The sequence below is a fragment of the uncultured Fretibacterium sp. genome (assembly GCF_963544685.1).
Taxonomy (GTDB): Bacteria; Synergistota; Synergistia; order Synergistales; family Aminobacteriaceae; genus CAJPSE01.
In genome coordinates this window covers 1-17,909 of sequence record NZ_CAUUGJ010000012.1, presented here as the reverse complement: position 1 = coordinate 17,909, position 17,909 = coordinate 1, and the positions used below count along the sequence as shown (strand labels likewise).

Genomic DNA, 17,909 nt, shown 5'->3' with positions numbered 1-17,909 from the left:
CCATGTTAATTTTCAGGGAAGCGCTGAAGATTTTTGTCTATAGAGATTTTGCGTATTTATTCTTAGTAAAATATGCATTTTTGTTTTAATCAGTGCTTCCATGATTCGAGGCGGGAGGAAGACGATGGAGGACAGCGCCAGGCTTTCCGTGGGCGAGATGTTTGCCCTGATCGGAGCGGAGGTGGGGCGGGGAGTCGAGGGGATCCCCTTTCCCGCTCACGTCGCGACCGACAGCCGCGACGTGGAGCGGGGGGGCGTTTTCGTCGCCCTGGAGGGGGAGCGGACGGACGGTCATCGGTACGTCCCTCAGGCGCTCGAAAAGGGCGCGGCCCTGATCGTCGTGCGGCGCGGCAAGCGTCCCGAGGACCCCGCCGTTCCCTGCGTCGAGCTGGAGGACCCCGAGCGGGACCTGGCCCGGCTGGCCTCGGCCTACCTCCGACGGACTGCGCCGGAGGAGGTCGTCGCGGTGACCGGAAGCGTGGGGAAGACGACGACCCGTGAGGCCCTGCGGCGCGTCCTGAGGACGCGCTTCCGGGTCCATTCGGCGGACCGGAGCCTGAACACCCGTATCGGATGCACCGCGACGGTCCTGGCCATGCCGCCCGACGCGGAGCTGCTGCTCCTGGAGTTCGGGGCCAACAAGGCGGGGGAGATCGCGGAGCTGTCCGAGCTCTTCCCTCCCACGACGGCCATGGTGACCCAGGTGGCGCCCGTCCATCTCGAGGGGTTCCGGTCCGTCGAGGGGGTCCTGCGGGCCAAGATGGAGATCGCCGGCTCCGGGCGGCTGCGCCGCTTCCTCTACAACTTCGACAATCCCCTGCTTCGCGGGGCCGCCGCTGGCCTGTCGGGGCCCTCCGTCGACTCCGTGGGGATGGAATATGGGGCGGATTTTCTCATCGAAGAACCCCGTTTTACCCTGGAGGGCGTCCTGCCCTTCCTCACCTTCCGCCTTCGGGGCGGCGGGGACGAGGCATGCATCCGTTCCGGCCTGTGGGGGCGACATCTGGCCCTGCCCCTGGCCTTTGCCGCTGCGGCGGGGTGCCGGCTGGGCATTCCCCTGAGGGAAGGGGCCGCGGCCCTCAAGGGGTTTCGTGGAATCAAGGGGCGCGGCAGGATCCTTCCCGCCGCGGGGCGGGAAGGATTCGTCGTCGACGACGCCTACAACGCCAATCCGCTTTCCATGCGCTCCTCCCTGGAGACCTTCCTGTCCCTTCGGTCCGTGACGCCCAAGATGGTCGTGTTGGGGGAGATGCGGGAGATGGGGCCGGATGCGGTACGATACCATCGTGAGCTGGAGCCCCTGATCGACGGGGTGGACGAGGCCGTGCTGGTGGGGAAGCTTTGGCGCGGGGCCCTGGAGGAGAAGCCGAACCGCCGTTTCGTTGGGGGCTGGAGGGAGGCCCTGGACGCCGCGAGGGCCGCCGAATGGGCAGGAAGCCTGGTGAAGGGTTCCAACAGCCTGGAGCTCGAGAGGGTCGTCGAGGGCCTCGCGGCGGAGCCCGTTTCCTCCGACGGCCCCGGGGAGGCTTCATGATGGAGATCGCCGTCTGGGGGGGCGGCTTTTTTCTCCTGGGGCTCCTCCTGCAGCATGTCTGGATCGGCGTCCAGCGGCGCTGGAGCGTCGGACAGGCTCAAAAGAGCTACGGGGTTGGAATCGACGTCGAGATCAAGGCCGCGACCCCTCCGATGGGGGGATGCGTCTTCCTGTTCATGGCCCTGTTGGCCCTCCTCGCGACATGGGGAAGCGAGGCCCTCGTGTTCTGGTCCCTGCCGATCGCGGGAGGCGCCATCGGGCTGGTCGACGATGGGATGAAGTTTTTCCGCAAATCCAGCGAGGGGTTTCGGAGCCTCGCCAAGCTGAAGGTCCAGCTCGTCGTGTGCGGAGCCTGGGCGCTCGTCGTCCACCTTCGCGGCGGTCTGGCCCTCTGGAGCGGGATCCCGGGGCCGGTGTGGCTGGTCTTCCCCCTGGCGGTCCTTGGCGTCTCGGGAATGATGAACGCGGTGAACATCACGGATGGTCTGGACGGGCTGGCGGGAGGGTGCTTTTTGATCGCCCTCGGGGCCCTGGCCTTTCTGCTTCCATCCGACGGTTCGGGCTTCAACGCGCTGGCGATGGTCCTGCTCTTTGCGATGGCGTCGAGCTTCCTGTTCTATAACCTTCATCCGGCCCGGACCTTCATGGGGGATACGGGAGCGCATTTTCTGGGGGGGGCCCTCGCGGCCCTCTGCGTCATGAACGGCAGGCTGTTGGCCCTGATTCCGGTGGGATTCCTGTTCGGCGTCGAACTGCTTTCCTCCGCGGTGCAGATCTTTACGATAAGGAAGCTGAACAGGAGGGTTCTGCTGATGGCCCCGCTGCATCATCACTTCCAGCGCCTGGGATGGGACGAGACCTCGGTTACGATGCGATTCTGGCTGGTCCAGGCCGTCGGGTCCCTGTGGCTTTCGGCGCTTTTCACAGCCCTGTTCGGCAGGTAGGGCCTTGTTCCCGAATGGAAGAATCTATAAGGGGAAGGATTTATAAGGGCCTCGGTTTTAAGGAGAAAGCGGTATGGATGGCGTGAACTTGGATGGCTTGAACGTGAAGGGGAAGCGAATTACGGTCGTCGGGGCCGGGATCAGCGGCAGGGAGCTGGCGCTGATGGCCAGGCGTCTTGGGGCGCGCGTTTTCGTGTCCGAGGCGGGGCCGGTCTCCTCGGCGGCCTCGGACCTCTTTGGGCGCAGCGGGATCGACTGGGAGGGGGAGGGGCATACGGAGAGGGCCTTCCAGGCCGACGCCCTGCTGCTGAGCTCGGGGATCCCGCCCCGTGCCGAGGTGGTGCAGGGCGCAAAGAGGCGGGGCATTCCCCTGATCGGGGAGCTGGACCTCGTCGCGCCGCATATTCGGGGGAAACTCGTCGCCGTGACGGGAAGCAACGGAAAGAGCACGGTGACCTCCCTGATCGGGCACATGCTCCGAAGGGCGGGGCGAAACGTCGGGGTCGGCGGAAACCTGGGGACGGCGGCGTCCACCTTCACGGACCGGGACTTCGACGCCGTGGTGCTGGAGCTGAGCAGCTTCCAGCTGGCCCGGGCGTCCGTGCTCTCCGCGGCGGTCTCCGTCGTCACGAACCTGGCCCCGGACCATATCGACTGGCACGGCAGCTACGAGGCCTATGTCGAAGCGAAGGCCAGGGTACTCTCCCTGCGGGCCCCCTCGGGCTGGGGGGTCGTGCAGGACCGGGACGTGGAGGCCTTGGGCGCCGCCGACGCCGAGCGGCTGCTGACCCTGAGCTGGAGCCGGACCCCCGTCCACCGTATGGCCGGGCACATCTTCATGGACGCCGACAAGGCCAGCCTGATACGGGACGGGGCGGAACGGACGCTCTTCCGCTACTCGGAGACCTCCCTGTTGGGGGGGCACAACCGCGAGAACGTCGCGATGAGCCTGGCCGTGCTGAGGATCCTGGGGATCGACCTGCCCGCGCGGGACCTGATGGAGGGGTTCGCCCCTCTGCCCCACCGCTGCGAGCACGCCGGGTCGGTCGACGGCGTCGTCTACGTCGATGACTCGAAGGGGACGAACGTCGCCGCGTCCGTGACGGCCATGACGTCCCTCGAGGGGCGCAAGGTCGTCATCCTCGGCGGGCGCGGAAAGGGGGAGGACTACGCCCCCCTGGCCGAGGCCGTGGCGCGGGAGGCGGACGCGGCGGTCCTGCTGGGCGAGGAACGGGATGCCATTGCCGACGCGCTGAGGAAGGCGGGGTTCTCGGCCATACGCATGGCGGAGAATATGGAGGAGGCGGTTCTGACGGCCAGGGAGCTGGCGCGCCCGGGAATGACGGTCCTCCTCTCTCCGGCGTGCACCAGCTGGGACATGTACGCGAACTACGGCGAGCGGGGCGATCACTTCCGTTCCATCGTCCGCGGCCTGAAGGTCGAGCCGTGACCGCCTTCAACGAGGGGGAGCGCCTGAAGGGCGGCGGACCGTGGCTGATCTGGGGTATCCCTCTGGTCCTCAGCCTGTGCGGGCTCGTCATGATCGCCTCCCTGTCGCTGCGCAACAGCATGACGGGGGGATCGCCCTATTCCCAGATCGTGAAGCAGTGCGTTTTTTTGCTCATGGGGCTGGGCCTGATGTCCTTCTGCGCCTTTTCCTCTCTGCGCGGCCTTCGCCGCTGGAGCGGCCTGTTGTGGTTTATCGCACTGCTCCTGCTCGTCGGCACCCTCATCCCGGGGCTGGGCGTCCGGGTTGGGGGGGCCCGGCGTTGGCTGGACTTGAAGGTGGTACGTTTTCAGCCGCTGGAGTTTCTGCTGTTCGTGATCCCTCTTTTTCTGGCCGACCGTCTGAACCAGTCGCGGAGAAGGGGGTTTCAGGGTTTTCTGCGTCCGACGATGTTGGTGCTGCTGCTGTCGATCCTCCCCCTGCTGTTTCAGCCCAACCTGGGCGGGACCATCCTCGTGACGCTGATCTGCCTGATGATGCACGTCGAGAACAGGGGCTGGAGATATCCCCTGCTGGGCGGGGCTCTCATGGTGGCGCTGTTCGCCTCCCTCGTCATGATCGAGCCCTACAGGATGAGGCGTTTCCTGGCCTTCTGGGACCCGTGGTCGGACCCCATGAACAAGGGGTTTCAGATCATTCAGGGGCTGGTCGCCTTCTGCAACGGAAGAGTTTTCGGGGTGGGGATAGGCAAGGGGCTCCAGGAGGACGAGTACCTGCCCGCGGCACAGACGGACTACATCTTCCCGGCGATCGGCGAGGAGTTCGGGCTTGCGGGCACCCTGTTCCTCCTGTCCCTTTACGCGGTGTGGACGATTCGCGCGTACCGGATCTACCGGCGCTGTCCCAATTCGTTTCTTTCCGTCCTGACCCTGGGGTTGACGACGTCGATCATCGGTCCGATGTTCATCAACGTCGGCGGGGTCATGAAACTGATGCCCCTCACGGGCATCCCCCTTCCCTTCGTCAGCGCGGGGGGCAGCGCCATGCTCTTCATGTGGGCGAAGGTCGGGATCTTGTTGAGCGTCAACAGGATCTCGTCCCGGGAGGAGGAACGAGAGGAAAAACGTCCCGGAGGACGGAGGGCTTCGTGAACGGGGAGCTTGCGGGATGCTGAGGGAAAAACGGGTGCTGATCGCTGCGGGCGGAACGGGGGGGCACATCCTCCCCGCAGTGGTGTTCGGGCGGTGGCTGGAGGCGCGCCATGAGGCATCGGTCTCCTACATCGCGGGGGGCCGCCCCCTGGAGAGGGAGATCTACGCCTCCTTCGGGATAGAGCCTCAAAGACTCCCCATAGAGGGGTCTCCCCTGGGCGTACGGTCGCCGGTTCGCATGCTGCTTCGCTCCCTGGCCCTCCTCAAATCCCTGGGAACGGCAGCCCGATGCGTTTTTCGCGAAAAGCCCGATGTCTGCGTCCTCTTCGGGGGGTATGTCTCGCTGCCCCCTCTCCTGGCCTGCAGGATCGGGAGGATCCCCGTCGTCATCCACGAGCAGAACGCCGTTGCAGGCCGGGTTACCCGCCTGGCCGCCCGGTGGGGCGCCGCCGTGGCCTCGGGATGGAGGGCATGCGACGGGGTGCCGTCATTCCTCCCCGTCGGAATCCCCGTGAGGCCGCCGGAACGGCTTTCGCCCTCCCGAGCCCGGGAGCGGATGGCGCTGGAGCTCCCCGAAGGGGGGCGGGTCGTCGGGGTCGCGGGCGGCTCCCTCGGGAGCAGGGATCTCGTGGAACGGGCGCTTGCCGCGGCCGCGTTCTTCGAGAGGAAGGGCGATGACGTCATCTTCCTGTTCCTGGGGGATCCGCCGGGGCCCGACCTCCCTCCAAACGTCCGTTTCGTGGGGAGGCAGTGGGACATGAACCCCTTCTACTCGCTGTGCGACGTCCTGATCTGCAGGGCCGGAGGCTCGACGCTCGCGGAGGCCCTGAGTTGGGGCATCCCCGCCGTGGTCGTTCCCTGGGAGAGGGCCGCCGAGGGGCATCAGGAACGCAACGCACGCTGCTTCGAGGAGGCCGGCGGGGGAATCGCATGGAGGGAGAGCGGCAGCGAGCCTTTGGAAAGTCCGCTCGAGAGGCTGCTCGAAAGAGGAAGAGGCGCTGTGGATGGGGCTCCGGATGCCTGCTTCGCCCTTCGCGCGCTCCTTCCCCTTTAGGCATATGTCGGGAATATGTCGAAGAGGCCGTTTGGTACAATACCCCTGATGTCCGGGACATCTCCGGAGGGCTTTGCGGCAGAAAATTAAATGGAACCCGGCGGGGCAACCGGTTCGGGGCTTTATGAAATAGGAGCGTTTTGGATATCATGTCGGAACTCGCGGGGGCAAAACGGATTCATCTCATGGGGATCGGCGGGTCGGGAATGAGTTCCCTCGCCCGGCTGCTCTCGTCCATGGGGAACGCGGTCAGCGGATGCGACCTGCGGCATGAATCCTCTTGCGTAAAGGCGTTGGAGGCTCTGGGGATTCCGTGTGCGGCCGGACATTCCCGGGAGCACCTCGAGAGGTTCGACCCGCAGCTGGTGATCTTCAGCAGCGCCGTGGATGGGGACTGTGAGGAGCTCGCCGCCGCCAGGCGCAGAGGCATCAGGACGGTCGGGCGCGGAGAGGCCCTGAGCTGGTTTTTCAACGAGGCCCGGGGGGTTGGTGTTGCGGGGACGCACGGGAAGACGACCACGACGTCCATGATCGGCTTGATCCTGGAGGAAGCGGGGCTGTCCCCTACGCTCTACATCGGCGCCGAGGTTCGGGACATCGGGACGAACGCCCGCCTCGGGGACAACCCCCTCTTCGCGGCCGAGCTGGACGAAAGCGACGGCTCCTTCGAATACTTTCATCCCTCCCTTGCGGTCGTGACCAACATCGACTGGGATCATGTGGATCACTTCAAGTCCCGGGAGGATGTCGTGGAGGCTTTCGTCCGTTTCGTCGGGGGGCTGAAGCCCGGTGCGCCGCTCGTGGCCTGCGCCGAGGACGAGGGGGTTCAGGCCATGATGAAAAAAATCCCGGGGGCCGAGGCCCGGGGCCCCTTCCTCCGTTATGGCTGGGGACGGTCCTGGGACTGGGGGGCCTTCGACCTCCGGCACAAGCCGGGAGGGGGCGTCTCCTTTGCCGTGTGCCGCCGGGGCGAGGACCTGGGGCGCCTCGAGATGTCCGTATCCGGAGAGCACAACGTGCTGAACGCCCTGGCCGCCCTGGCCGCATCCGATGCGCTGGGGGTTCCCTTCCGGACCTCGGCCGATACGCTCAGGACCTTTCGAGGCGCCGCACGGCGGCTCCAGACCCTGGGGGTGCGGAACGGGGTTCTGGTCATCGACGACTACGCGCACCACCCCGCCGAGATAGCGGCCTCCCTCGAAGCGATGAGAAGGGTTCACGCCGGCCGCCGTCTCGTGGTCGTATTCCAGCCGCACCGGTACAGCCGTACCGCGGCTTTCCTGGGGCCTCTGGCCGCCGCACTGCGGGAGGCGGATCTCGTGCTGCTGCTGCCCGTCTACGGAGCGGGGGAGGCCGTCGTCCCTTCGGTCTCGTCCCGGGGCATCGCGGACAGGCTGAGGGCGGAGGGACATCCCTGCCGCCTCTGCGAGGGGGAGGAGGACGCACTCTCCGCATTGGGCTCCCTCCTGAGGGAGGGGGACGTCCTTCTGACCCTGGGGGCCGGCAGCGTATCCCGCCTGGGCGGGCTTTTCCTCTCCGGCGGGGGGACGAAGGACTGAAGGGGGGATGCCCCTTGCCTTTGCCGATAGGGGGGCTTGGACTATACTATAATATAATGGAGAAAATTATGGCGAGGTTGAGCCGCCTGGAGCGTACCTCATGATGAGCCGAGCGGGGCTTGCGGATGCGCTGCAGGGATTGTTGCATTGTCCCGTGGAACGGGACAGGCCCCTGTCGGCCCTCTCCACCCTGGGGGTGGGGGGATGGGCGGAGTGTTACGCCGAGCCAACGGAGCTCGAGGACTTCCTCGTCCTGCGCCGGTTTTCCCATCGGGAAGGCGTGCCCTTTCATATCGTCGGAGGGGGGAGCAACGTCGTCTTCGCGGACGGACCGATTCCGGGCGTCGTCGTCTCGACCCGCCGATGGAGCGCCGTCCGGTGGCTGCCGCGGGAGGATCGCGTTGTGGCGGACGTGCAGGCGGGATATGGTCTCGCCTCCCTGGTGGCTGCCGCGGCAAAACGGGGCTTGACGGGATTGGAGTTTGCCCTGGGGATCCCCGGGACCGTGGGCGGCGCTGTCGCCGGAAACGCGGGGGCCGGAGGGCGGAGTGTCGGTGACGGGCTCGAAGAGGTGCTCTCCACGGAGCCGGACGGGACTCTTCGCAGGTGGAGGGCGGGGGAGTTCTCCTGCTCCTATCGCAGGTGTTCTCTCTCGGAGCCGGGGCGTTTGCTCCTATCCTGTAAAATGATCCTGGGCCCCGCCCCCAGGGCCGAGATCGAGGAGAGCCTGGAGCGCTTCCGATCCGCCCGGAGGATACAGCCTCATGGCGGCAGGAGCGCGGGCTGCAGCTTCAAGAACCCGGACGGCGAGAGCGCCGGACGTCTTCTGGACCGTTGCGGCTGTAAGGGGATGGCCATAGGGGATGCCGTCGTGTCCGACCGTCACGCCAACTTCATCCTGAACCGCGGCCGTGCGACGGCGGGGGATGTTCTGTCCCTGCTGCGGGCCTGCCGGCGCAGGGTGTTCGAGCGCACGGGGGTCCTGCTCGAGCCGGAGGTCCGGTTTCTGGGATGGGAACCCGCCTGGGATGAGGAGCCTGCCCCGGATGTGAGGAACGCATTGTGCCGGGCTCCCCGGTCTTGTCCTTACGGGGAAACTTTTTGTTGAGGGAGCGGTGTTTTGCGTCGGATGAAGTTTCTTCTGTTCGTGATGTTCCTCGGCGGAGTCTGGCGCCTCTACGAGTACAACGAGTGGATGTCGCTGAAGGGCTGCCGTATCGAGGCCGACAATCAGGCTCTGGAGAAGCGTTTTTGGAAGATCCTTCCGGCGCGGAGCGTGCGTTTCTGGCTCTTCTTCCTTCGGGATGCGGAGAGGGTGAAGGAGTTTCTGGAGCGTGCCTCGCCTGTGACCGTGTCCACCCGCATGGACGGGTTTGGCCGTTTCGTCACCACGATGAAATGGCTGAAGCCATGGCTGAGGGTGCAGTGGCGCGGCCGGCTGTGGTGCATCTCGCGGGAGGGCCGCATGTGGGATGCTTCGGACTCGGGCGAATCGCCCGGGGGCCTGGAGGTGAAAGGGCCGGTCTGGCACCTGGCTTCGTTGAGCGACGATGTGCGGCCCATGCCGTCGGGGGTCTTTTCGTCCCCGATATCGATTGATGCTGTCGCCGCGTTTCTGCAGGAATATCAGGATTATCCGTGGTTCGGCACCGTGAAGGAGATCGTCCTGGACCGCAGGGCCGGGGCCGAACTCTACCGTTTGACCCTCGAGAGGGGAAAACAGAAATTCGAGCTCTTGATACAACGGAGCAAATATGGCGGCCAGGAGCTGGGGGCCATGTTGGGGGACATCCTGGAGAAGCTTGCGAAGGAAGCCGGCAATCACAGGATCGACGCCACTTACGAAGGGAAGATATTGTTGCGGAATCTACCCGGCGGGCCAAACGAAGGGAGTTTGAAATAATTGCATAGGGAGACGGACATCTTAGTCGGACTTAGCGTTGGAACCACGAAAGTCACCGTTATCGTGGCGGGAAGGGACCCGCGCTACCAGGATTCCGTCCAGGTGATCGGCGTGGGATGCTCCCCTTCACGCGGTATCTCAAAGGGCGTTATCGTCAATTTGAACGAGGCTACGGAGTCCGTCCTGAACGCGGTGAGAGATGCCGAGAACATCGTGGGACAGGAGTTGACGTCGGCCGTCGTTGCGTTCAACTCCCTGGAGGTGAACAGCGTCATGACGGAGGGGATGGTGGCGCTGGGGGGACGCGAGCCCAGCCGGGTCGAGATCCCGGATCTGGATCGGGTGATCGAAGCCGCTCAGAGTCGGCTTTCCCTCTCCAAGAACACGCTCTCCGTGCATACGATCCCGGTCCGTTATTTTCTGGACGACCGTTCGGTCGACGAGCCTCTCAATATGACGGGGATGCGCCTCGAGATGGCGCTTCAGACCGTTTCCGTCCCAAAGACCTATGTGCAGAACGTCATTACCTGCGTCGAGGATGCGAGGATACATGTGGAGGGCCTGGTCATCAAGCCCCTCGCCTCCTCCCTGGGGGCGTTGACGAACGAGGAGATGCGCATCGGGACCGTATCCCTGTCCATTGGGGGCGGTTCGACGGGCCTCGTCCTCTATCAGGCCGGCCGGCCTTTCAAGATTCGGAGTTTTCCCATCGGTGGAGACCACATCACGAACGATCTTGCCGGAGTGCTTCGGATCTCGCTGGAGAAGGCGGAGGATCTCAAAAAACGCCTTTTCACCGAGGAGGAGGAGACGCTTCGGAGCGAGGGGATCGACGTCGGCCTGGCCCTTGACGTGATCTGCGCCAGGGTGGAGGAGCTGTTTGTGGATCATGTTCGGGAGGCGCTTCGGGAGTGCGACCCTCAGCTCTTCCCCGGAGGCGTCGTCCTGTCCGGAGGCGTCGCCGGGACTCCCGGGATTGGGGAGATGCTCTCCGATATCCTGAGTATGCCGGTCCGCATCGCAAACCCAGGGGCGCTCTACCCCATGCCCCCCGGCCGCGAGGACCCAAGCTATGTCAGTGCGGCAGGGCTTCTGAGGTATATTCTGTACCACCGGCGTTATCCGCATCTTTTCATCGAACCGCCGCAGACGGAGCTGCTCCCGCTGCCGAGGGCCGGGGTCAAAGAGCCCGTGGAGCCCTATCGAAGTCCGTCGTCGGGGCCTAAATGGAACATGAAAAATATGCTGGATAAAATAAGGGAAAACATCAAAGACCTGTTTTGACGGCTGACGAGTGCCTGAACCGTAACTTTAAGGACGATTCGTGTTTCTTGACGAGGAGGCAATGGCCGAAGCGGCACGGGGCCAAACGTCGGATTCGGAGATCGGCAGGGAGGACTATCGATGGAGCAGACTCAAATGTTTCAGCTTACTGATTCCATAAAACAGCGGGAGAACATCATCGTCTTCGGGGTGGGCGGCGGCGGCGGCAACGCTTTGAACCACATCATCAACTCCGGTTTGGAGGGCGTGGAATTCGTCGCGGCCAACACGGATGCCAAGGCGTTGGCCCTGAACAAGGCTCCCAACAAAATCGTGTTGGGTGAGAAGCTGACCCGCGGCCTCGGAGCGGGGGCCAACCCCCAGGTGGGGATGGATGCCGCCAAGGAGTCCATGGATCGCATCAAGGAATACATCGAGGGAGCGGACATGCTTTTCGTCACGGCGGGCATGGGAGGCGGAACGGGGACCGGAGCGGCTCCCGTCATCGCCGATATCGCCCGTGAGATGGGCATCCTCGTCGTCGCCGTGGTGACCCTTCCCTTCAGCTTCGAGATGCAGAAGCGTTTTCTGACGGCCCAGGACGGCATCGCCCGCCTGAAGGACAACGTCGACGCGCTGCTTGTCGTCGAGAACGACCGGCTTCTGGGACTGGCCGACGAGAAGCTGCGGCTGGTGGACGCCTATCAGATGGTGGACGAGGTCCTGCGTCAGGCCGTCCAGGGCGTGACGGACCTGATCGTGAAACCGGGGGTCATCAATCTCGATTTTGCGGATATCAAGACGGTCATGCGCAACGCAGGGTCCGCGATCATGGGAATCGGCGTGGGGGAGGGGGACAGCCGTGCCGAGCTGGCCGCCAAGGCGGCGATCAAGTCCCCGCTCATGTCCGTTCCGATGCAGGGCGCCAAGGGGATCCTTTTCAACGTGACGACGGGGTCCGACGTCACGCTCGCCGAGATGGCCCGCGCCGCCGAGGTCATCAAGTCCACGGCCGATCCCACTGCCGAGGTGATCTGGGGACACGTCATCGACGACGAGGTTGGGGACGCCATCCGTCTGACCCTCATCGCGACGGGATTCCCGGAGAGCAAGGCCAAGCCGGCGCCGGTTGTGGAGAAGTCCAGGAAGGAAGTCCCCTCTCCATCCGTTCGGACGATTTCCTCGCTCTTCAGCTCCAGGAAGAACGAGGGGAACGGCTTCGAGGAGGCCCGGCTGCAGGCGCCGGGGGAGGAGGAGACGGATCTGTTTCGAGGGGTCCCGAAGACGGCCTACGATCTGCCCGCCATCTACCGGAAGCGCCAGCAGGAGTAAGGACTTCGGGCTTCTCGACGTAGAGTGAGGGGGTCGGACTATTGGCTTCACGAGAAAGCAGGCGTTATAAACGAAGAGGGGTCTCGATATCCTTCGGGGATATCATGTTGCCGTTCGTGGGTATTGTGGCGATCGGCCTCTTGGTCGTTGCCGGAAAATTGTTCTTCGTGAGCGGAGTCCGCGTGGATCGAAACGCCGTACTCCTGGCACGAAACCGCCAGCCTGTCGAACCCGGAGCGGCGCAGGCGGAGACGGGCGAACGGAAGGTCGTTCCCCCGTCCCCCGAGGGAACGGGGGACTCGTCGGCCTTCGCCGGGGCCTCCTCGGATGCGGCGTTGAATGGAAAACCGCTGGGGCAGCGCAGGGTCACCATGACCCTGGACGTCCTGGCCATCCCTTATGGGGACGTTTCGTCCGAAAAGGCCGGCCAAAAGGCAGCCTCGCCCAAAAAAGAGGCAGCGCCAAGAAAAGAGGCAGCACCCAGAAGAGAGGTGGTCTCGCCCAAGAAAGATGCTGACGCGCCCAGACCTGCGGGGAAACGCGTGAATGTCGTCGTCTCGCCGCCCCCCAGGTCCCGGAAAACTCCGGCCGAGCCTCCAAAAGCCTCGCCCCCGCCTTCGCCTCGAACTGCCCGCAAGGCTGAACCCGGGCCTGCCCCGACCAGGCGGCGCGAGGTTCCGGTAACGCCCCCGGCGCCCCCGGCGCCGCCCAAGCAGGCTCCCAATCCAAAGAGTCCGCCATGGCGCGTGCAGGTGGGGGCATTCTCGACCAAGGAGTCCGCTTCCGAGGTCTCGCGGAAACTGTCGCAGTCCGGCTATAAGGTTTCCATCCTGTCCGGAGTCCGGTTCCACAGGGTCGTGGTTCAGGCCGGTTCGTCGCGGCAGGATGCGTTGACCCTCGCTTCGCGCCTCCATAAGGAAGGTTTCCCCGATGCGTTTTCCATCCCTCCGCTCGCTTATTGACGGAGGCGTCCCGAGAAAGAAGGAGCGAGCATCATCATGATTCGAGAGGTCCATGTCCCGGGGGCGGAGGACTTCGGCGATGTCGAGTCGCTTTTGGCCCTTGCGGCCTCCCCGGGGATTCGCCCCGGTCTGGAGCGGGTCAGGCGTCTTCTGGAGCTCCTGGGGAACCCTCAGGACGACTATCCGGCCCTGCATGTGGTCGGGACGAACGGCAAGGGCTCGACCTGCGCTTTTCTGGAGTCCGTCCTGCGGGCCGCGGGATACCGGACGGCCTTTTACAGCAGCCCTCACCTGGAGAGCCCCGGGGAACGCCTTTTGATTGCGGGGCGCCCACTCGCTGCGGACCGATGGATGGCTGCGGTTCAAAAAACTGTGGATGCCGTGAGGGGAGACTCGTCGCTCGAGGCGGATCCCCCCTCTTATTTTGAGATGGTCACGGCGGCGGCCTTTTGCCTCGCGTCGGAGGAACGGGCGGACGTCGCAGTGGTCGAGGCGGGCCTGGGGGGAAGGCTGGACGCGACGAACCTGCTGGGCGACGTCGTCTGTTCCGTCGTCGCCTCCATCTCCAGGGATCACTCCGAATACCTGGGGGACACGCTCGAGAGGATCGCGGGGGAGAAATTTGCCGTCGTGCGCCCCGGCGTTCCGGCCTGTTGCCTGGGGGATAATGCCGGGCTGATCCCGCTCTTCAAGTCCTTCTGTGCCCGGGCGGGAGCCCTGCCCTACGTCGTCTCCGAGGATTCCGAGGCGATAAACGTCCGTGTGACGGACTGCGGATGCTCCTTCGATTTCATCGGAAAAAGCCTGTCCCTTCGGGATATTCGCATTCGCATGGTCGGACGTTATCAGGTGTCCAACGCGGCGCTTGCCCTGTCGGTCCTGGAACGGACGTGGGATCGTTTTCCCCGGCTCACCCCCGAAAGCGTTCGCGAAGGGATGGAGGCCGCCTTCTGGCCGGGCCGCCTGGAGGTGGTGCGGAAAGCCCCTCTCGTCGTCCTGGATGGGGGGCACAATGAGGACGGGGTCCGGAAGCTGGTGGAGAGCGTCCGGGAACTCTGGCCGGGCCGCAGGGTCGGAATCGTGTACGCGGCCATGCGGGACAAGGAGTACGGAGCCTGTCTTTCCCTGCTGCAGGGCCTGTCGCCGGCGCTTTATGTCACGGCCGTCCCCGGGCTTTCGAGGAGCCTCGAGCCCGCCGGGCTCCTGAAGGCGGCCGAGGGCTTTTCGTGGCGGAACGCCCCATGTCCCTTCGATTCCCCCCTCGACGCCGTGGAGGCCGCGGCGGCGGAGAACGAAGTCGTCCTCGTCTGCGGCAGCCTCTACCTGATCGGCTGGATTCGTCCCAGGCTGCAGGGGCCGAAAAATGAATGAAGCGGGAGAAGGATGGTTGAAGATGGATCCCTTGTCGAGACGCCTGCGGTGCACCCCGGATCATTTCGCGGTAACGGAGCGGGACGGACAGACGGCCCTGGAATTCTTGCCGGATGTCTCGTTTGCGGAGGTCCGGCTGTTCATGAGGGGGAGGCTGCTGGATGCCTCGAGCGGGAGGGCCGGGGTTATCCGGGAGCGCCTGACCCCTTGGCTGGGCGAGCCCCTTCCGCTGGTTGCGCCCCATCAGGTCCATGGGGTCTCGATCCTCGATTCCGTGCCGGAGAACGTCCTGCCCCTTACGCCCAAGGCCGACGGGGTCCTTCTGACGAGTCCCGGCCTGGAGGCGTCGCTGCGTTTTGCGGACTGCGCCCCCGTGGTGGTCATGCCCTCCGGGGAATGGGCCGCCGCCGGAACGCCCTGGGTGCTCCTGATGCACTCCGGTTATAAGGGAACGGTGCAGAACATCGTTCGCGCCGGGCTCGACGAGGTGGCCAGACGTTTTGGGGCCGATGCCGTGCGCTCGTCCTCCGCCTGGGTGGGGCCCTGCATCGGCGGGGGCAATTATCCCCGCACGATGGAGGAGTGGACGGCCCGGGGCCTCGAGGCCTTCCGTGCCGAGAACGTCTGTGAGATGGAGGGGCATTTCTATTTCGACATCGCGGGAGAGCTTCGGCTGCAGCTGATGGAGTCGGGGATCGACCAGGACCGCATCTTCGTTTCGTGTCTGGATACCTTCGAGCGCCGGGAGGTCTGTTATTCCTACAGAGGGGGAGACCGGGAGGACAGGATGTTCCTTCACGCCCGCCTGCGACCGGCCTGAGGCGTTTTTTCGTTTCGAGGAGGAGGGGCCGAATCGGAGGCGCTTTCGGAAAGCAGGGGAGTTGAAGCGTTCCGCGCCGCCTCAAGTGGACGATCCTTTCGCATCGATTGTCTTCCTGCTCGACTGAGGTTCGGGTTACCTGCTCATGTTCTCCAGACGTTTGAGCGTGTCCGTCCCTTTCAGCCTATCGTTCGCCTGCGCGTGATCGATGGCCCGCTTGCCCGCATGATCCTTCATGTCAACCTCCGCCCCCGCGTCAAGTAATGTACCGATGACCTCGACATTGGGGGTATCCCCCCACACGGAGAACATCAGCGCCGTCATGCCATCCTCGTCCTTCGCGTTCACGTCCGCTCCGGCATCGAGCACGCCGACAACCTCTATGCTGGGGACATCCCGCCACGCGGCATACATCAATGCCGTCATGCCGTATACATTCTTTTCGTTGACATCCACGCCAGCTGCAAGCGACTCGTTGAGGAGATGAAAGCCGGGGTTGTCCTGCCATACGGCACGCATCGGTGCTGTCATGCATTCCGCGGCCTTTTTAGGGTCCTGGTACGCCTTGTTGGTCGTGATCTGAGGTGCTCCCTCATGGGAATCCAGGTACTTTTTGATCGAGAGCGTCTTTCGAGCATTGCTCCTTATACACGATGCGTTTTCCATGTCGGACACATTTCCCAATGACTCCAACATGTCTGTGGTGACAAACAGATTCCTCGACAAAGCAAGAAAGCGGAGGGGGTCGTTACTTTCATAGGCCGATTGAATGGTCGCCGGTTCGTTTGTTGCCTCCGGACACCTCGACTCAATCAGTTTTTTGACATCCGGGCGATGCTTCTTGGAGTAGAAATAAAACAGTATCATTTCCTTTTCCGGATCATCCGGTTTAAGCGAGCTCAGCTGCTCCAATAACGCGTCGTAATAATACTCGCAGAGGAAGCCGGCAAAATCCTCGGCGGAATATCTGCTCTCGCCGTCGAAATCCGAAGGATAATATTCGCTTTGTCCATAATATCGTTTTGCCAATGTAAACAGCGCTTCTTCCGCATACGGGATCAGCTTCTTCAATCTCTCATCGTCGGAGCGCCTGTGCGCCAGGGAGACCAGCGCAATTTTATTTCCTAAAAGATAAGCAAATACATTCTGAGTTAAAGATTTTTCCGGCAAATAATCGAGCAGATCCTCCCAAAAGGACTCCCTTTCCTTTTGTTTGTGTAGCTTAGATGCGACCTTCAAGAGCAGCTTCTCGTCAACGATATCCGGCGTTATGCCACGAGCGGAGAGGTCGCAGTCCTTTTCATAATCCCATTGCTCGTCGTTTACGATTTGCTTCAAGTACTCCGTTAAATTCATCTCTGCCGCCTTATATCTCAGGATGATAGACAAAACGTGGTCCATCAGGGCATTTTTCCCACCCCCCGACAGACCACCCTGAAGCGATGTTTTCATTGACCCGTGTAAGAAAGTCAAGGAGTATTTACAGCTCCATTGTCAAGTGACCGGAATTTTAGGATTGGTTGCCTGTGCGATATATCGGGGAAGTTCTAACCATACAAAAACCGCGCGAATAATTTTGCCTCTTCCTTCGTGTTCAGTTCCTCGAAAATATGTATCATTTTTTCCTCGTCATCATAGTATTCTTCGACCTGAAAATCTATCAGAATCCTTTCCGGGTATACCGACTCGAAATATTTCTCGTCCCGCAATTGCTTCAGGCACTTTATCAAAAAATTAAAAAACTCAATCTTGAATTTCGTAAGTTCCTCCGTGTATTTTTCTTCATCCGTAATGTTCTGTTCGTTTTCTGTAATGTAAGCCAATATCATGGAATCTGATTTAGGAAAATCGTTATCCGTAAACGCTGTATTTATCCATTCCTCCACCGAATATTTATAGTCTACAACGCCGGAAGCAATGCCAAAAGACTTGCGGAGTCTCTTGGTCTCTTTGTCAAGTGGAATTCCGTCCGCTTCCCTCTTGGCGACCCATTCTTTAAGACGGGAATCGAGTTCTGCCAAGCTTCCCATTCCCTGAGACTCAAAATCAACCGCGGTATTGCCGTTTGCATCGAGATGATAGCATTCAAAATAGTTGAAAGACATCCATTCCCGAACGGTCAGGGCAAAAATATAGGGTTTCTTATCCCTGTTCCGCTCGATAAATCGAGAAAACGAGAAAATATGGATTTGAGCTCCTCCATGAACACGGGGTAAAACTCATCGTACGGAAAGGGTTTCATTATTCAGATTCTCCTTTGCAGTGCCTCAGCCTGTCCTTGCCCATGTCCGCCGGTGCGGTGATGTGGGCCGCGCCGGCGGACGTTGCGCCTCCCTCCGCCCGCAAGAGCGGGGAGAGGCGGAAGCTGAAAGAACAGGGAGAACACGATCAGGGCGGCCGTAAATCTTCGGGGCTTGTGACGCATGAAACGCCTCCGGCTGTTTCGTATTGACTTGACAGCCGGCGACGGTTCTGAGACTTACGGTCCTAAAGGGGGCGATCAATCTTTCTTGTCGCTGTCCAAAGCATACAGCCTGGAGCGTGCTTCTGCGTCTCCCTGCCCCGCAGC

At 62.8% G+C, this 17,909-nt stretch carries 14 protein-coding genes; 12 read left to right on the top strand and 2 right to left on the bottom strand.

The genetic code is table 11. The annotated features are described in order from the left end of the window. The first annotated feature begins 124 nt into the window (after positions 1 to 124). The 12 genes from murF (at position 125) to ABLA28_RS02190 (ending at position 15,340) form a co-directional block, all read left to right on the top strand. Positions 125 to 1,534 carry a UDP-N-acetylmuramoyl-tripeptide--D-alanyl-D-alanine ligase gene (murF, locus tag ABLA28_RS02245; protein WP_347712340.1) on the top strand — a complete coding sequence of 470 codons (1,410 nt, stop codon included), beginning with the start codon at positions 125 to 127 and terminating at the stop codon, positions 1,532 to 1,534. Then, positions 1,531 to 2,478: a phospho-N-acetylmuramoyl-pentapeptide-transferase gene (locus ABLA28_RS02240; RefSeq protein WP_347712339.1), complete on the top strand. Its 948-nt coding sequence runs from the start codon at positions 1,531 to 1,533 to the stop codon at positions 2,476 to 2,478. The genes murF and ABLA28_RS02240 overlap by 4 nt, the downstream gene beginning before the upstream one ends. 73 nt (positions 2,479 to 2,551) lie before the next feature. Beyond that, on the top strand, positions 2,552 to 3,928 hold the full coding sequence (gene murD, locus ABLA28_RS02235; RefSeq protein ID WP_347712338.1) for a UDP-N-acetylmuramoyl-L-alanine--D-glutamate ligase: 1,377 nt from the start codon (positions 2,552 to 2,554) through the stop codon (positions 3,926 to 3,928). Next, on the top strand, positions 3,925 to 5,076 hold the full coding sequence (locus ABLA28_RS02230; RefSeq protein WP_347712337.1) for a putative peptidoglycan glycosyltransferase FtsW: 1,152 nt from the start codon (positions 3,925 to 3,927) through the stop codon (positions 5,074 to 5,076). The genes murD and ABLA28_RS02230 overlap by 4 nt, the downstream gene beginning before the upstream one ends. 16 nt (positions 5,077 to 5,092) lie before the next feature. Continuing rightward, the gene (locus ABLA28_RS02225; protein WP_347712336.1) at positions 5,093 to 6,130 is read left to right on the top strand and encodes a UDP-N-acetylglucosamine--N-acetylmuramyl-(pentapeptide) pyrophosphoryl-undecaprenol N-acetylglucosamine transferase; all 1,038 of its coding nucleotides are present in this window, start codon (positions 5,093 to 5,095) and stop codon (positions 6,128 to 6,130) included. Positions 6,131 to 6,279: 149 nt separating this feature from the next. Beyond that, positions 6,280 to 7,689 carry a UDP-N-acetylmuramate--L-alanine ligase gene (murC, locus tag ABLA28_RS02220; RefSeq protein ID WP_347712335.1) on the top strand — a complete coding sequence of 470 codons (1,410 nt, stop codon included), beginning with the start codon at positions 6,280 to 6,282 and terminating at the stop codon, positions 7,687 to 7,689. Positions 7,690 to 7,789: 100 nt separating this feature from the next. Continuing rightward, a complete protein-coding gene (gene murB, locus ABLA28_RS02215) occupies positions 7,790 to 8,797 on the top strand; it encodes a UDP-N-acetylmuramate dehydrogenase (RefSeq protein WP_347712334.1) in 1,008 nt (335 codons plus the stop codon). Between the two features lie 21 nt (positions 8,798 to 8,818). Beyond that, the gene (locus tag ABLA28_RS02210) at positions 8,819 to 9,592 is read left to right on the top strand and encodes a hypothetical protein (RefSeq protein WP_347712333.1); all 774 of its coding nucleotides are present in this window, start codon (positions 8,819 to 8,821) and stop codon (positions 9,590 to 9,592) included. Beyond that, on the top strand, positions 9,593 to 10,876 hold the full coding sequence (gene ftsA / locus ABLA28_RS02205; protein ID WP_299299074.1) for a cell division protein FtsA: 1,284 nt from the start codon (positions 9,593 to 9,595) through the stop codon (positions 10,874 to 10,876). It abuts the gene before it with no gap. 135 nt (positions 10,877 to 11,011) lie between these two features. After that, positions 11,012 to 12,187 carry a cell division protein FtsZ gene (ftsZ, locus tag ABLA28_RS02200; RefSeq protein WP_347712332.1) on the top strand — a complete coding sequence of 392 codons (1,176 nt, stop codon included), beginning with the start codon at positions 11,012 to 11,014 and terminating at the stop codon, positions 12,185 to 12,187. A 998-nt stretch (positions 12,188 to 13,185) separates the two neighbouring features. Then, positions 13,186 to 14,520, top strand: coding sequence for a folylpolyglutamate synthase/dihydrofolate synthase family protein (locus tag ABLA28_RS02195; RefSeq protein WP_347712331.1), 1,335 nt, complete (start codon positions 13,186 to 13,188; stop codon positions 14,518 to 14,520). Between the two features lie 22 nt (positions 14,521 to 14,542). Beyond that, positions 14,543 to 15,340: a polyphenol oxidase family protein gene (locus ABLA28_RS02190; RefSeq protein ID WP_347712330.1), complete on the top strand. Its 798-nt coding sequence runs from the start codon at positions 14,543 to 14,545 to the stop codon at positions 15,338 to 15,340. Positions 15,341 to 15,475: 135 nt separating this feature from the next. Here ABLA28_RS02190 and ABLA28_RS02185 read toward each other — a convergent pair whose 3' ends face one another. Further along, positions 15,476 to 16,741, bottom strand: coding sequence for an ankyrin repeat domain-containing protein (locus ABLA28_RS02185; protein WP_347712329.1), 1,266 nt, complete (start codon positions 16,739 to 16,741; stop codon positions 15,476 to 15,478). Positions 16,742 to 16,887: 146 nt separating this feature from the next. Continuing rightward, positions 16,888 to 17,502: a DUF4303 domain-containing protein gene (locus ABLA28_RS02180; RefSeq protein WP_347712348.1), complete on the bottom strand. Its 615-nt coding sequence runs from the start codon at positions 17,500 to 17,502 to the stop codon at positions 16,888 to 16,890. Between the last annotated feature and the right edge of the window lie 407 nt (positions 17,503 to 17,909).

Coding starts and splice junctions, on each gene's coding strand:
- ABLA28_RS02195 (WP_347712331.1), top strand. CDS start 13,186: ATGATTCGAGAGGTCCATGTCCCGGGGGCGGAGGACTTCGGCGATGTC.
- ABLA28_RS02210 (WP_347712333.1), top strand. CDS start 8,819: ATGAAGTTTCTTCTGTTCGTGATGTTCCTCGGCGGAGTCTGGCGCCTC.
- ABLA28_RS02185 (WP_347712329.1), bottom strand. CDS start 16,741: ATGGACCACGTTTTGTCTATCATCCTGAGATATAAGGCGGCAGAGATG.
- murB (WP_347712334.1), top strand. CDS start 7,790: ATGATGAGCCGAGCGGGGCTTGCGGATGCGCTGCAGGGATTGTTGCAT.
- ABLA28_RS02240 (WP_347712339.1), top strand. CDS start 1,531: ATGATGGAGATCGCCGTCTGGGGGGGCGGCTTTTTTCTCCTGGGGCTC.
- ABLA28_RS02190 (WP_347712330.1), top strand. CDS start 14,543: ATGGATCCCTTGTCGAGACGCCTGCGGTGCACCCCGGATCATTTCGCG.
- ftsZ (WP_347712332.1), top strand. CDS start 11,012: ATGTTTCAGCTTACTGATTCCATAAAACAGCGGGAGAACATCATCGTC.
- murF (WP_347712340.1), top strand. CDS start 125: ATGGAGGACAGCGCCAGGCTTTCCGTGGGCGAGATGTTTGCCCTGATC.
- ABLA28_RS02225 (WP_347712336.1), top strand. CDS start 5,093: ATGCTGAGGGAAAAACGGGTGCTGATCGCTGCGGGCGGAACGGGGGGG.
- murC (WP_347712335.1), top strand. CDS start 6,280: ATGTCGGAACTCGCGGGGGCAAAACGGATTCATCTCATGGGGATCGGC.
- murD (WP_347712338.1), top strand. CDS start 2,552: ATGGATGGCGTGAACTTGGATGGCTTGAACGTGAAGGGGAAGCGAATT.